15 protein-coding genes are annotated in these 13460 nt (G+C 69.9%); 9 read left to right on the top strand and 6 right to left on the bottom strand.

Annotated elements, in window-relative coordinates; translation table 11 throughout:
• Window positions 1-309: 309 nt before the first annotated feature.
• Together VM306_RS15330 and VM306_RS15335 are read left to right on the top strand one after the other, a co-directional pair.
• Window positions 310-1518: a GAF domain-containing SpoIIE family protein phosphatase gene (locus VM306_RS15330; protein ID WP_325515593.1), complete on the top strand. Its 1209-nt coding sequence runs from the start codon at window positions 310-312 to the stop codon at window positions 1516-1518.
• Between the two features lie 79 nt (window positions 1519-1597).
• Entirely contained in the window at window positions 1598-2008 is a 411-nt protein-coding gene (locus VM306_RS15335) for a hypothetical protein (protein ID WP_414672387.1), read from the top strand.
• Here the strand turns inward: VM306_RS15335 and VM306_RS15340 are convergent.
• The 3 genes from VM306_RS15340 to VM306_RS15350 all read right to left on the bottom strand — a co-directional run bounded on the left by VM306_RS15340 (window position 2005) and on the right by VM306_RS15350 (window position 5826).
• Window positions 2005-2424, bottom strand: a complete 420-nt coding sequence (locus VM306_RS15340) for an ankyrin repeat domain-containing protein (protein WP_325515595.1) — start codon at window positions 2422-2424, stop codon at window positions 2005-2007. The two genes, VM306_RS15335 and VM306_RS15340, sit on opposite strands and share 4 nt — an antisense overlap.
• An 11-nt stretch (window positions 2425-2435) precedes the next feature.
• Entirely contained in the window at window positions 2436-4697 is a 2262-nt protein-coding gene (locus VM306_RS15345; protein ID WP_325515596.1) for a catalase, read from the bottom strand.
• 142 nt (window positions 4698-4839) lie between these two features.
• Window positions 4840-5826, bottom strand: a complete 987-nt coding sequence (locus VM306_RS15350; RefSeq protein ID WP_325515597.1) for a helix-turn-helix transcriptional regulator — start codon at window positions 5824-5826, stop codon at window positions 4840-4842.
• A gap of 103 nt (window positions 5827-5929) precedes the next feature.
• Between VM306_RS15350 and VM306_RS15355 the strand changes: the two genes are divergently transcribed.
• Window positions 5930-6391, top strand: coding sequence for a VOC family protein (locus tag VM306_RS15355; RefSeq protein ID WP_325515599.1), 462 nt, complete (start codon window positions 5930-5932; stop codon window positions 6389-6391).
• A gap of 48 nt (window positions 6392-6439) precedes the next feature.
• Window positions 6440-7453 (top strand): aldo/keto reductase, encoded by a 1014-nt coding sequence (locus VM306_RS15360; protein ID WP_325515601.1) that lies wholly within the window; start codon window positions 6440-6442, stop codon window positions 7451-7453.
• A gap of 46 nt (window positions 7454-7499) precedes the next feature.
• Here the strand turns inward: VM306_RS15360 and VM306_RS15365 are convergent, their stop codons facing one another.
• Complete coding sequence (locus VM306_RS15365; RefSeq protein WP_325515603.1) at window positions 7500-8438, bottom strand: EamA family transporter; 939 nt, start codon at window positions 8436-8438, stop codon at window positions 7500-7502.
• Window positions 8439-8525: 87 nt separating this feature from the next.
• On the opposite strand from VM306_RS15365, the gene VM306_RS15370 reads away from it, so the two are divergent.
• The 5 genes from VM306_RS15370 (at window position 8526) to VM306_RS15390 (ending at window position 12926) form a co-directional block, all read left to right on the top strand.
• Entirely contained in the window at window positions 8526-9080 is a 555-nt protein-coding gene (locus VM306_RS15370; RefSeq protein ID WP_325515605.1) for a CGNR zinc finger domain-containing protein, read from the top strand.
• Window positions 9081-9177: 97 nt separating this feature from the next.
• Entirely contained in the window at window positions 9178-9411 is a 234-nt protein-coding gene (locus VM306_RS15375) for a hypothetical protein (RefSeq protein ID WP_325515607.1), read from the top strand.
• Window positions 9412-9480: 69 nt separating this feature from the next.
• Window positions 9481-11136, top strand: coding sequence for a maltose alpha-D-glucosyltransferase (treS, locus tag VM306_RS15380; protein WP_325515609.1), 1656 nt, complete (start codon window positions 9481-9483; stop codon window positions 11134-11136).
• Window positions 11133-12494, top strand: coding sequence for a maltokinase N-terminal cap-like domain-containing protein (locus VM306_RS15385; protein ID WP_325515611.1), 1362 nt, complete (start codon window positions 11133-11135; stop codon window positions 12492-12494). The genes treS and VM306_RS15385 overlap by 4 nt, the downstream gene beginning before the upstream one ends.
• A 156-nt stretch (window positions 12495-12650) precedes the next feature.
• On the top strand, window positions 12651-12926 hold the full coding sequence (locus VM306_RS15390) for a hypothetical protein (RefSeq protein WP_325515613.1): 276 nt from the start codon (window positions 12651-12653) through the stop codon (window positions 12924-12926).
• Between the two features lies 1 nt (window position 12927).
• Here the strand turns inward: VM306_RS15390 and VM306_RS15395 are convergent, their stop codons facing one another.
• Entirely contained in the window at window positions 12928-13095 is a 168-nt protein-coding gene (locus tag VM306_RS15395; RefSeq protein WP_325515615.1) for a hypothetical protein, read from the bottom strand.
• The gene (locus VM306_RS15400) at window positions 13092-13403 is read right to left on the bottom strand and encodes a hypothetical protein (protein ID WP_325515617.1); all 312 of its coding nucleotides are present in this window, start codon (window positions 13401-13403) and stop codon (window positions 13092-13094) included. Before VM306_RS15400 ends, VM306_RS15395 begins: the two co-directional genes overlap by 4 nt.
• Between the last annotated feature and the right edge of the window lie 57 nt (window positions 13404-13460).

Genomic DNA, 13460 nt, shown 5'->3' on the forward strand with positions numbered 1-13460 from the left:
GGATGAGGTACACGGATCATGATGGGTGGTTGGTTCGGTTGAGCATGCCCTGATTTTTTTTGCTGTGCGGGGCCCCGGAGCCCGTCAGCTGATCAAGGACCGGCCAGCGCCGTTGGTGGGTCGATGGCACGCCTGGTGTCTTGGGCGGCTTGCTGTTGCGTTGTGGTCGCTGATCGCGTGGGGACCACCCCACCAGGCTGCTGTGAGAAAGCGTGCGTGCGGCTCGGCTTCGCGGGCCAGGGGTGGTGAAGTGAAAATACTTGGCGCGCGAAGTAGTGTCGTGCGCACGCTCGATGCTACGGAGGTGGGATGGCCGAGAACAGGAGTTCGTCGATTCGTCAGCACGTTCTCGACGCCGTCACCGACGGGACGCTCAAGCAGCTCGACCTCGACAAGCTCCTGGAAGTGCTGCTGGAGCGGTCTCGCGAGTTGTTCGCCGCGGACACCGTCACTGTGCTGTTGGTCGATCGCAGTGGCGTGCAGCTGGTGGCCCGGGCTACCTCCGGCTTGGAGGAAGAGGTCTTCCAAGGGGTTCGCGTGCCCGTCGGCAAGGGATTTGCCGGGCGGGTGGCTCAGCTGCGCGAACCCGTGCAGATCGAGCGGGTCGATCCCTCCACTGTGGTCAACCCCCTGTTGTGGGAGCACGGGCTTCATGCCCTGCTCGGTGTGCCGATGATCGCCCAGGGGGAGTTGACCGGGGTTCTGCACGTCGGCACCACCGCTTCTCGGAGGTTCACCGACGAGGAGGTCGATGCGCTTCAGCTCGTCGCTGATCGTCTTGCGGTCGCCGTCTACGTGGATCGGACTCGGTCTGAGCGGGCTGCCGCCACGATGTTGCAGGAGAGTTTGCTGCCGTCGCGGTTGCCCAGCACGGACGGGTGGGAGCTGGCTGCCCGGTACGTTCCCGGTGCCGAGAGCGGTGTCGGTGGGGACTGGTACGACGTTTTCGAGTTGCCTGGTGATCGCATCGGTGTGGTGATCGGGGACGTTGTCGGTAATGGGTTGCGGGCCGCTGTTGTCATGGGGCGGTTGCGGAGTGCGTTGCGGGCTTACGCGCTGGAGTACCTCGATCCGGCGCAGGTGCTCGGGAAGCTCGATCGCAAGGCCAGTTACTTCGAGACCAACACCATGGCGACTGTCGCCTACGCGATCATCGACACCGCTACCCACCGGATGAGCCTTGCCGTGGCCGGGCACCTGCTGCCCGTGCTCGCCGTGCCGGGGGAGGAGGCCCGGTTCGTGTCCGCTCCGATCGGGCCGCCCATCGGGTTCGACCTGGGGACCACCGGGCGGCGCAGCATCGGTGTGGACGTGCCGCCGGGGACGTTGATCGCGCTCTACACCGACGGGCTGGTGGAGCGGCGGGGGCAGGATCTGGACGACGGGCTGGAGATGTTGCGGCGGACCGTCAGCCCGATGGAGCCCGAGGCGGCCTGCATCCGGATCATGGCCACCATGGTCGGTGACCAGCCGGCTACCGACGACGTCGCGTTGGTTGCTATTCGGCACAGCGACTGACTTCGCGGGGACACGTGCCCCAATCCGCCGCACCAGCCGGTGGCGCCTACTACGGTGGTGATCGGCGGACGAGAGTGGCGTGAGAGGCAGGACCGGCGTGGCGTCGTGGACCGAAGTGATCAACTATGTCCGGCTGCGGTACGAGGTGCTCGAGGAGACCGACAGCTGGCTGCGCTTCCGGCTCGACACGGCGGGGGAGCGGACCCAGCAGGTCTCGGTGCACCACCTGCCTGATCTCGACGGCGCGGCGTGGGTCGAGATCTCCTCAGCCGTTGGACGGGCCGACGACATCGATTTGCGTCGTTTTCTCGAGCTGACCGGTGCGGGCGATGTCGGTGGCGCGGCCGTTGTGGACGGTGTCGCGTTGCTCAAGCACGTGGTGCCGCTGGTCGACATGAGCGTGCGGGAGGAGTTCGAGCGTCCGCTCACCCTGCTGGTCGGGCGAGCGGACTCCATCGAGCACGAGCTGACCGAGAAGGACCACTTCTAGGTCAGCTCCGCTGCGGACCTCTCCTTGTGGGCGGTCAGCAGCGCCAGCATGTCCGGCAGGTCGAAGAAGCGGGCCACGTCGAGCGCGGACTTCGGGCCCAGCGCGGGATCGGCGCCCGCCTCCAGCAACAGGGTGACGGTCCGCTCGGAGCGGCGGAAGACCGCCGCTCCGAGCGCCGTCTGTCCCCGGTCGTTGACCCTGCCGGTGTCGGCTCCCCGTTCCAGCAACGCCGCGACGGTGTCCGGGTGGACGTGGTACGCGGCGAGGATGAGCAGGGAGTCGCCGGAACCGTTGGTGAGGTTCACCGGGATCCCCGCGTCGATCGCCTCGGCCAGCCGCTCCGTGTCGCCGGTGCGGGCCAGGTCGAACATCGACTGCAGGAAGGTGAGCTCTTCCTCGGTGAGCGCTTCGGTCACGACCGGGCCCCTCAGGAGAGGGTCGCGGGGAAGCGGTCCCACACGCGGTGGGCGCCCAGCAACGTCATCAGCTCCGTGAACACCTTCGTCGCGTCGTCACCGGTCACGACACCCAGACCGGCGCAGCCGGCGGCCTCCAGGGCGACCTGTCCGGCACCCCACGCGCCGATGGCCTTCGCGTGGCGGAAGCACTCCTGGATCATCAGGACGACCCGCGGGTCGACGGCTCCGCCCGGTGCGCCCGCCTTCGCGTCCCTCGCCGGCACGGCGTCCGGGCCGGGAAGCGGGCTGCCCGCGAGCAGCAGGGCGTCGAACTCGACCGATCGCGCCGTGAGGAACGTCCGCTGGGCCACCAGGCCGCTGTCGCCGATGGGACCGCCCGTCGGGGCGATCAGCAACGGCACCATGCCGCCCGCCAGGATCGTCTCGCGGACCGTGCGCACGCCGTCGAGGTCGGCCGGGTCGACCACGATGCCGATCAGGCGGCCGTCGGTGGGCCAGGTCTGCCCGATCTGCGACAGCGCCGGGCTCGGCGCGACCTTCTTCGGCCGCACGGTCGCGGCCGGTGCCGGGAGGCCGAGGCCCGTGGCGACCTCGGCGCACAGCGTCGGGTCGACGTTGGCGAGCACCCGCAGCTGGCGTTCCTTGATGGCCTGCTCGTAGCACTTGCCGAGCTCGAAGGTGAACGCGCGCACGAGGTGTTCCTTCTCGACCGGCGACAGGCTCAGCCAGAACAGCCGCGGCTGCGAGAAGTGGTCGTCGTACGACGCCGGTGCCTCCCTGACCTTCGTGGCCCTGGGCGGCAACGGCTGCGGCACCTCGATCAGGGGCCGGTTCTCGGCGGTCGCCTCGAACGGGTTGCCGCCGTCGAGGGTGTTCGGCTTGTAGGGGGCCACACCCGCGTGCACGGCGTGCTGGTGGAAGCCGTCGCGGAACATGTCGTTGACCGGGACGTGCGGGCGGTTGATCGGAATCTGGTTGAAGTTCGGGCCGGCGAGCCTCGTCAGCTGGGTGTCGAGGTAGGAGAACAGCCGGGACTGGAACAGCGGGTCGTCGGTGACGTCGATGCCCGGCACCAGGTTCCCGAGGTGGAACGCGACCTGTTCCGTCTCCGCGAAGAAGTTCGTCGTGTTGCGGTTGAGCGTGAGCAGGCCGACCGGCTGCACCGGCGCGAGCTCCTCCGGCACGATCTTCGTCGGGTCGAGCAGGTCGATGCCCTCGAACGTCTGCCGCGGGGTGTCCGGGAAGATCTGCAGACCGAGCTCCCACTGCGGGTGCGCGCCGGACTCGATGGCGTCGGCGAGGTCGCGGCGGTGGAAGTCGGGGTCGATGCCGTTGATCATCTGCGCCTCCTCCCACACCAGGGAGTGCACGCCGAGCTTCGGCTTCCAGTGGAACTTCGCGAGAGCGGTCTCACCCTCCGCGTTGACGAGGCGGAACGTGTGGACGCCGAAGCCCTCCATCGTCCGGTAGGAGCGGGGGATGCCGCGGTCGGACATGTTCCACATGACGTGGTGGGTGGCCTCGGTGTGGATCGAGACGAAGTCCCAGAACGTGTCGTGCGCGCTCTGCGCCTGCGGGATCTCCCGGTCCGGGTGCGGCTTGCCCGCGTGGATGATGTCGGGGAACTTGATCCCGTCCTGGATGAAGAAGACCGGGATGTTGTTGCCCACGAGGTCGAAGTTGCCCTCCTGGGTGTAGAACTTCGTCGCGAAACCGCGGGTGTCGCGCACGGTGTCCGCCGAACCCCGCGAGCCCAGGACGGTCGAGAACCGCACGAACACCGGGGTCTCGACGCCGTCACCGAGGAAGGCGGCCATGCAGATGTTCGAAGCCGTGCCATAGCCCACGAACGTGCCGTGCGCACCGTAGCCACGGGCGTGCACGACTCGCTCCGGGATGCGCTCGTGGTCGAAGTGCATGACCTTCTCGCGCAGGTGGTGGTCCTGCAGCAGCGTCGGCCCGCGCTCGCCGGCCTTCAGCGAGTGGTCGGTGTCGCGGATCCGGGCGCCGACCGAGGTCGTGAGGAACTCGCCCTGCTGCCCCTTCGCGATCTTCGGGGCACCGGTCGGCGCTCCCGTCGGGGTCACCGTCTCGGGTGCGTCCTGGTCCGGCTTGGGAGGCAGCGGGCCCCGCGGCTCTGTGGGTTCCTCCAGCGCAGGCGGCTCGCTGTTCGGAACGCCGGGAATCGGCGGGTTCACCATCTCGGTGACCTTGTCCACCGCTTTCTCGACGGCTGCCTTCACGACCTTGCCTGGCTTGCGGGTGGCCACTGCATCCTCCTCGGAGCGGGAACGTCTGCCAGGCAGTACCCACGTTCGCGACGGATATGCATTGGGGTGTCAGGAAATTCTGCGCGGGTACTCCCATGCCGGTGATCTCCGGGAGATCGTCCCGGTCGTGTTGTCCCGGGCCTCACCGTCGTGCGGCACGGGCGGCAAGGGCGGACAGGCCGGCGAACGCGTTCCGCAGCTCCGCCGGTCCCACCACCTCGATTTCGGCGTCGAACCGGGCCAGCTTCGCGGCGAGCGCGGCCCACGACCACGAACCGGTCAGCAGCCGGGTCCGGGAAGGTCCCACCGCCTCGGCGGTGTCGTCACCGGTGAAGGGTGCCACGTCCTCGAGGGGAAGTTCGAGGACCACCTCGCCCCGGCACGGCCAGGCGGTGGTGTCCGAGCCCTTGAACCGGGCGGACAGGAACGCCGCGACATCGCCGCCGGGCACCTCACGCGGTGTGAACCGCGGCCCGTTGGGAACGCGCAATGTCATCCGATCGGCGCGGTAGGTGCGCCAGTCCTCGCGTTCCGTGCTCCACCCGACCAGGTACCAGCGGCCGGCCCTGACCACGAGGTGGTGCGGCTGCACCCGGCGCGGCGGCCCTCCGGGGTCCGGGCCTCCTGGATCTGGGCGGCCCGGTGGGCGGTAGTCGAACCGCAGTTCCTCGCAGGCGCGGACGGCGGTGCTCAGTGCGAGCAGCAGGTCGGTGTCCACCTGGGGACCTCGACCGGCTGGTTCGATCTCCAGCGCGTCGATGCGCTGCCGCAGCCGTGAGGGCATGACCTGCCGCACGGTGGCCAGCGCCCGTGCGGCGGCCTCCTCGATGCCCGCGCCGGTACCGACGGCGATCCTCAGCGCCACGGCGAGCGCGACGGCCTGCTCCTCGTCGAACAGCAGGGGAGGCACCTGGCTGCCCGCCTCGAGCCGGTAGCCGCCGTCGGGGCCCTTGACCGCCTGGACGAGGTAGCCGAGCTCGCGCAACCGGTCGACGTCGCGGCGCACCGTCCGCTCGCTGACGCCGAGCCGCCGGGCCAGCAGCAGGCCCGGCCAGTCGCGGCGGACCTGCAGCAGCGACAGCAACGACAGCAGGCGGCCCGAGGTGGTCGTCGACGGGGAGATCGGCATGGTCCCAGGGTGGCACGAGAAGAGGACGTTCCCTGTCCGCTACTGCTGACAAAGTCGCTCTCATCGCCGGAAACGCCCGGCATCGAGAACGAAGGAACGAACAATGCCGCTCAACGCTGTCGCCCACCTGAACTTCCGCGGCCAGGCCAGGGACGCCCTCGAGTTCTACCGCTCGGTCTTCGGTGGTCAGCTGAACGTCGTCACCTACGGCGACTTCGGGATGCCGGCGGAGGTACCCGGCGCGGGGAACGTCGTGTTCGGCGAGGTCGTCGCCGAGAACGGCTTCCGCGTCATGGCCTACGACGTGCCCGGCGCGGACCGGCCCCTCGCGACCGGCGAGCCCACCACCCGCCGCGAGAACGGCACCACGATCACCGAGGAGCCCTTCTTCCTGTCCGTGAGCGGCGAGAGCGCCGACGAGATCACCCCGGTCTGGAAGGGCCTCGCCGACGGCGCGACGGTGGTCGAGGAGTTCGGCCCGTCGCAGTTCTCGGCCGGCTTCGGGATGCTGACCGACCGGTTCGGCGTCACCTGGGTCGTCCAGGTCGCGGCCGCCCACGCCTGAGCCGAGTGAGGCGGGGTGCGCTCGCACCCCGCCTTCGGGAGGAACCCCATGCACACCCGCCCCCTCGGCCGCACCGGCATCCAGGTCAGCACCTTCACGCTGGGCACGATGATGTTCGGGCCGTACGGCAACCCCGACCGCGACGAGTGCGTGCGCATCGTCCACAGCGCACTCGACCGCGGGATCACCACGATCGACACCGCCGACGTCTACGGCGGCGAGGGCGAGACCGAACGCATCGTCGGACAGGCCCTGCGCGGCCGCCGCGACGACGTCGTCCTCGCCACCAAGTTCAACGGCCCGATGGGCCAGGACCCGAACCGGCGCGGCAGCTCCCGCCGCTGGGTCCTCGACGCCGTCGAGGGCTCGCTGCGCCGTCTCGGCGTGGACCACATCGACCTCTACCAGGTCCACCACCCCGAGCCCGGCACCGACGTCGAGGAGACGCTGAGCGCGCTGACCGACCTGCTGCGCTCGGGCAAGGTGCGGGCGATCGGCCACTCGAACCTGCCACCGTCGGACATCGTGGAGGCGCAGTGGGTCTCCGAACGGCGGGGCCTGGCCCGGTTCCGCAGCGAACAACCCCACTACTCGATCCTGAACAGGGGAGTGGAACGCGAGATCCTGCCGGTCTGCCGGCGCTTCGGGCTCGGCGTCCTGGTGTGGAGCCCGCTGTCGATGGGACTGCTGTCCGGCCGCCTCCGCCGCGGCAGCGCGGAGAAACCGTCAGCCGGCCGCCTGCACTGGGCTCCGCGGCACATGACCGACGAACGCAAGCTCGACGCCGTCGAAGCCCTCGCCGCCCTGGCCGACGAGGCCGGGTTGTCGTTGCCGCACCTCGCGCTGGGGTTCGTCACCGCCCATCCTGCCGTCAGCTCGGCGATCATCGGCCCGCGCACGCCCCGCCAGCTCGACGACCTGCTCGCGGGAGCGGACACCGTGCTCGGCGACGACGTGCTGGACCGGATCGACGAGATCGTCCCGCCGGGGACGGATCTGGGGCCGGTGGACGTGGAGTACGTGCCGCCCCAGCTGGCGCAGCCCGCACTGCGCCGCCGCTAACGACGTGCGGGCCGTGCCGGTTGGCACGGCCCGCATTCCGCTGCGACTAGCCCACCGCGGCCGGGACGGCGGGTTCGGCCTTCTCCCGTTCCGCCCGGACCGACGCGATGCCGGCTAGGATCAGCACGCCGCCGAACAGCTGCAGCGGGCTGAGCTCCTCGCCCAGCAGCAGCCAGGCGAACAGGGAGGCCGACACGACCTCGAGCAGGCCGATGAACGACGCCAGCCGCGAGCCGAGGATCCCGGAGGCGGTGATGCCGGACGCGTAGGCCAGCGCCGTGCCGATGACCGCCACCACGAGCAGCGGCACCCACCAGGCCGTGCGGGTGTCGAACAGGGTCAGGTCGGCGAACGTGGCCGTGAACGGCAGCAGGCCGAGCGCGCCGATGAGCGCGAGCACGGGCGCGGCCAGCAGCAGTCCCGCTCCGGCGAGCGCGACCGGCGGGAGGCCGTTGTTGGGGCGTGCGGCGATCGCGAAGTACACGGCGCACCCGATGGCGGCGCCGAACGCCGCGGCCAGGCCGATCGGGTCCACGGCCTGGATCGCGCCGGGACCGATCACCAGCACCAGGCCGCCGACCGCGAGCACCGAGCCGATCAGGACGACCGGTGCGGGCGTGCGCCTGCTGACCGCCCAGGTGAACCCGACCAGCAGCAGCGGCGCGAGGAACTCGATGAGCAGCGCCGTCGCCACCGGGATGCGCTGGATCGCGGCGAAGTAGAGGACCTGGGTGACCGCCACTCCGACCAGTCCCATGCCCAGCACCGGCCACCTGGCCCGCCAGAGCAGTGACCAGCGGCCGCGCAGCGAGATCAGGACGAACGGGAGCAGCACGAGCCCGGCCGTGAGCGCGCGGGCGGTGACGGCGGCCGTCGGGGACCAGCCCGCCTCCAGCAGTGGTTTGACGAACGCGCCGGAGGTGCCGAACGAGATGAACGAGACCACTGCCGCGATCAGGCCGGTGGTCTTCGACGGTGTACCCATGGGTGCGCGCCTCCCGGTTCCGTGCGGTGTCATGGTCTAACCTGAGTAACACCCCTGACGCTAAGCCGGTCTCGGTAAGGAGTCAAATTGCGTTTTGCCCCTGACACGGAGGAGGCCCTCGCCTTCGTGGTCGCGTTGTGCAACACCGACGCGTCCGCGTCCCGCAGCGGCGAGGACGAGCTGGACGAGGTCGACGGGCTCCAGGACCTGCTGAGCCGCTACAACTACACGGGTCGCGTCGACAACGACGAAGCGGAACTGCGCGACGTCCAACGCGCGCGTGCGCTGCTCAGGCACGTGTGGACCCTCGAACGCGATGACGCCGTCGAAGTCGTGAACAAGATGCTGCGCGACGCCAAGGCGCTTCCGTACCTCGTGCGGCACGACACGCAGGACTGGCACATCCACGCCACCGAACCCGACGCGCCGCTCGCCGAACGGGTGCGTGTGGAGGCCGCGCTCGCGCTCATCGACGTCATCCGGACGGACGAGATGGGCCGCCTGCGGGTGTGCGCCGCCGACGACTGCGCCGGGCTGCTGCTCGACCTGTCCCGCAACGGTCTCAAGCGGTTCTGCAGTGTGCGGTGCGGCAACCGGATGAACATGATCGCGTTCCGCGGGCGCAGGGCGGAGGGCGGCTGAGCGGCGTCACCTGACCCGGTGAATGTCGATTGTGGACATTCTCGAGTGGTACCTCCTCGAAGGTACTGGTGGCAGCCGTGAACTTGGAGGTGCGTCCGTGATCCTGCGCGACTACGGCTCTGATGCGAGGCAAGGCGACTTCGTGGAGTTCAGCCTCGACGCCCAGGAGAGGCGCAGGGGGATCGTGATGATGCTGCGCAGCGTGGGGAAGAAGCTCCACTGCGTCGTGCAGGACGAACTCACCCGCGACAGGTACGTGATCCCGGTGCAGCGGATCGCCTCGGTGCTCGAACGGTACGAGCCCTTCGGAGGTGTTCACACGGTCAGGTGAACGACTTGATCTTCTCGCCGCCTGTGCCTCACGCTGCCGCAATTCCACGACGTGCGAGCGAGAGGTGCCATGGAGCACGAGGAGAACTGGTTCAAGGGCGCTGTCTTCTACGAAGTCCTCGTCCGGGCGTTCAGCGACTCGAACGGTGACGGCACCGGTGACCTCCGCGGACTCGCGTCCAAGCTGGACTACCTGCAGTGGCTGGGCGTCGACTGCCTCTGGCTGCCGCCGTTCTACGCCTCGCCGTTGCGCGACGGCGGGTACGACATCAGCGACTTCCGCGCCGTCCTGCCGGAGTTCGGCACCGTCGAGGACTTCGTGCACCTGCTGGAGGAGGCGCACCGGCGCGGAATCCGGGTGATCACGGACCTGGTGCTCAACCACACCTCCGACGCCCACCCGTGGTTCCAGCGGTCGCGGGAGGATCCCACCGGTCCCTATGGCGGCTTCTACGTCTGGAGCGACGACGACTCGGCGTACGACGAGGCGCGGATCATCTTCGTCGACACCGAGACGTCGAACTGGACCTACGACCCGGTGCGCGGTCAGTTCTTCTGGCACCGCTTCTTCAGCCACCAGCCCGACCTCAACTACGACAACCCCGCCGTGCAGGAGGCGATGCTCGACGTCCTGCGCTTCTGGCTCGACATCGGCATCGACGGGTTCCGCCTCGACGCCGTGCCCTACCTGTTCGAGCGCGAGGGCACCCACTGCGAGAACCTGCCGGAGACCCACGACTTCCTCCGCAAGTGCCGCAAGGTCGTCGACGACGAGTACCCCGGCCGGGTGCTGCTCGCCGAGGCCAACCAGTGGCCGTCGGACGTCGTCGAGTACTTCGGTGACGGCGACGAGTGCCACATGGCGTTCCACTTCCCGCTGATGCCGCGGATCTTCATGGCCGTGCGGCGCGAGTCGCGGTTCCCGATCTCGGAGATCCTGGCTCAGACGCCCTCCATCCCCAAGAACGCCCAGTGGGGCATCTTCCTGCGCAACCACGACGAGCTCACGCTCGAGATGGTCACGGACGAAGAACGCGACTACATGTACTCCGAGTACGCCAAAGACCCGCGGATGAAGGCCAACATCGGCATCCGCCGGCGGCTCGCCCCGCTGCTGGAGAACGATCGCAACCAGCACGAGCTGTTCACCGCGCTGCTGTTGTCGCTGCCGGGCTCGCCCGTCCTCTACTACGGCGACGAGATCGGCATGGGCGACAACATCTGGTTGCAGGACCGCGACGCCGTCCGCACACCGATGCAGTGGACTCCGGACCGCAACGCGGGCTTCAGCGACTGCGACCCCGGCCGGATCTACCTGCCGGTGATCATGGACCCCGTCTACGGCTACCAGGGCCTGAACGTCGAGGCGCAGACGCGCAGCCAGTACTCGCTGCTCAACTGGACCCGCCGGATGATCGAGGTGCGCAAGCAGCACCGCGCGTTCGGGCACGGCGACTTCACCGAGCTCGGCGCGTCCAACCCCACCGTGCTGGCCTACCGCCGCCGGTTCGGCGCCGACATGGTGCTGTGCGTGAACAACCTGTCGCGCTTCCCGCAGCCCGTCGAGCTGGACCTCTCCGAGCACGCCGGCACCGTGCCGCTGGAGCTCACCGGTGGCGTGCGGTTCCCGGCCGTGGGCGAGCTGCCGTACCAGCTGACCCTGCCCGGTCACGGCTTCTACTGGTTCCAGCTGACCTCCGACGTCGAAGGTGGGGACAAGAAGTGACGACGAGCAGGGCCGTCGAGGTCCTTCCCTCGCCCGAGCAGCTGGACCGCTGGCTGCACGCGCAGGTCTGGTTCCGCGGCCGTGGACCGGTGGAGTGCTCGCAGGTGACGTTCCTGCGCGATGGAGACCCCGTGCTCGTGCACGTCGTGCTCGCGTGCGACGGGCGTCGGTACCAGCTGCTGCTGGGCGTGCGGGACGAGCTGCCGGAGCGCCTGGTGCACGCCCAGATCGGCACCGCGGGCGACCGCCCGGTGTACGAGGCGGTGTACGACCCGGAGCTGACCGCCGTGCTGCTGGACCACTTCGAGGCGTCCTCGGAGGTGGCGGACCTGCGGTTCCGCGGCGCCCTCGCCCCTCGCTACACCGCCGCGCCGGTGGGACGGCCGTTCTCCGGTCCGCAGCGCAACCGCTCGATCGTCTACGGGCAGCGGCACGTGCTGAAGTTCTTCCGCGAGCTGACGCCGGGCGACAACCCGGAACTGGTGCTGCTCACCGCCCTCGACTCGGTCGAGGACCCGCACATCGCCCGTCCGCAGGGAGCCCTGGAGACGGACCTGGACGGCGTGCGCACGACCCTCGCGGTGCTGAACGAGTTCGTCCCGCTCGGCGCCCTCGGCTGGCCCATGGCGACCGCCAGCGTCCGCGACTTCCTCGCGGTGCCCGGCGACGACCCGGCCGCCGCGGGCGGCGACTTCGCGGCCGAGGCGCACCGGCTGGGGCGGGCGGTCGCACGGGTGCACGCCGACCTGCGCACGACGCTCGGCGACCAGGTGGCCGGTCCGGACGACGAGGCGGAGTTCGTCTCGGCCATGCACAGCCGGCTGGACGCGGCACTGGCCGAGGTCCCGCGGCTGGAGGAGTTCGAGGCCGGGCTGCGCGCCCGGTTCGACGCGGTGCTGGAGACCGCGGGGCCGATCCGCCTGCAACGGGTGCACGGCGACCTGCACCTCGGACAGGTGCTGCGCTCACCGCGCGCGTGGGTGCTCGTCGACTTCGAGGGAGTGCCGCACGGCGACGCCGTCGAGCGTTCCCGGCCGCGTCCGGCCGCGTACGACGTGGCCACGGTCCTGCGGTCGTTGCACTACGCGGCGGCGCAGCTGCTGGTGGGTGCGGACGACGTCGACGCGTTGCTGCCCCTCGCGGCGCGGTGGCTCGGGCGCAACCGCACCGCGTTCTGCGACGGGTACTCCGAGGTGTCGGCGGACCTGCGGCGCGACGACGTGCTGCTGACCGCCGTGGAGCTGGACCGGGCGGTGCTGGAGGTGCGGCACGAGAACCGGTTCCGTCCGGAGTGGACGGTCATCCCGCTGTCGGCGATCGCCGAGGTGGTGACCGGCGAGCCGGTCTGGACGGCGTGACCGGGACGGGGGCGGGCCTGTGTGCGGCCCGCCCCCGCGGTTCGATCCGAAAATTCTTCATTCGCGTGTTTGGCCGGTCGGAGGCAGGGGTAGCCGGGACCGGCGTCAAGCAGTCGGCGCTTCCACGACCCCGACTGTCCCGAGGCGGCGATCCCCGTGAACCACACCTCTCTCGACCGTGCCATCCGCGACGCCCTGGCGCTCATCCGCGTCACCGCCGGCACGGATCTCGCGATCCAGGCAGAGCAGGCGCGCAAGTGCCTGGCGCAGGCGATGATGGAGTCCCCGGACGCTCCGCAGCAGGCGCTGGCCCACGTCGCGGCCGCCGACGAGCACCTCGAGTACGGGGAGCTCATGGAGGCGCGCATGCTGCTGACGGCGGCGCGCGGGTACCTGCCCGGCCGTCGCGCGGTGGTCGCGGCTCGCGCCTGACCTACGGCTGGTCCATCCCTCCCTCGTCGTGGGGTTCCGACTCGTCAGGTCCCCGGTGCGGCCCACCGGGGTTCTCGTCCGCGTAGGTGGGCCGGGTGTGCTCGCTGCCGATGTCGGCGTCCTCCAGCTCACTCTCGGCGGTCACGCGGTCGGGCTCCGGCTTCGTCATCGCCACTCCTCCTGCCAGTCGTGGTGGGTCTCGAAGGCGCCGGCGAGCAGTCGCAACGTCGCGCCGTCGTCGGTCCGCTCCACCTCTTCGCGCAGCAGGCCGACCTTCTCGGGGAACGGCACCAGGTCCGCCGGCGCCTGGACCGGGCCGGGCAGCAGGAGCAGGCCCGTGCCGTCGTCGGAGCGCGCGACGCGGAGCCTGCCGCGGCTCTCCGCCTCGTCCAGCAACGGCAGCTTCTCCTGGGCCAAGCGCTTCTCGTCCTCGTCCAGCCGGTCGAGCACGAACCGCCGCAGTTCATCGGTGTCCATGACACAGGGGTATCCGCTGAGCCGCCGGGTACGCCTGGCGACAGCAGCTTCCGGGAA

This window comes from Lentzea sp. (assembly GCF_035525475.1).
In the GTDB taxonomy this organism is placed as follows: Bacteria; Actinomycetota; Actinomycetes; order Mycobacteriales; family Pseudonocardiaceae; genus Lentzea.

Bases quoted from the DNA above. Each gene is read 5' to 3' on its own strand.
- VM306_RS15355 (WP_325515599.1), top strand. From the start codon at position 5,930: ATGCCGCTCAACGCTGTCGCCCACCTGAACTTCCGCGGCCAGGCCAGG.
- treS (WP_325515609.1), top strand. From the start codon at position 9,481: ATGGAGCACGAGGAGAACTGGTTCAAGGGCGCTGTCTTCTACGAAGTC.
- VM306_RS15360 (WP_325515601.1), top strand. From the start codon at position 6,440: ATGCACACCCGCCCCCTCGGCCGCACCGGCATCCAGGTCAGCACCTTC.
- VM306_RS15365 (WP_325515603.1), bottom strand. From the start codon at position 8,438: ATGGGTACACCGTCGAAGACCACCGGCCTGATCGCGGCAGTGGTCTCG.
- VM306_RS15350 (WP_325515597.1), bottom strand. From the start codon at position 5,826: ATGCCGATCTCCCCGTCGACGACCACCTCGGGCCGCCTGCTGTCGTTG.
- VM306_RS15395 (WP_325515615.1), bottom strand. From the start codon at position 13,095: ATGACGAAGCCGGAGCCCGACCGCGTGACCGCCGAGAGTGAGCTGGAG.
- VM306_RS15330 (WP_325515593.1), top strand. From the start codon at position 310: ATGGCCGAGAACAGGAGTTCGTCGATTCGTCAGCACGTTCTCGACGCC.
- VM306_RS15400 (WP_325515617.1), bottom strand. From the start codon at position 13,403: ATGGACACCGATGAACTGCGGCGGTTCGTGCTCGACCGGCTGGACGAG.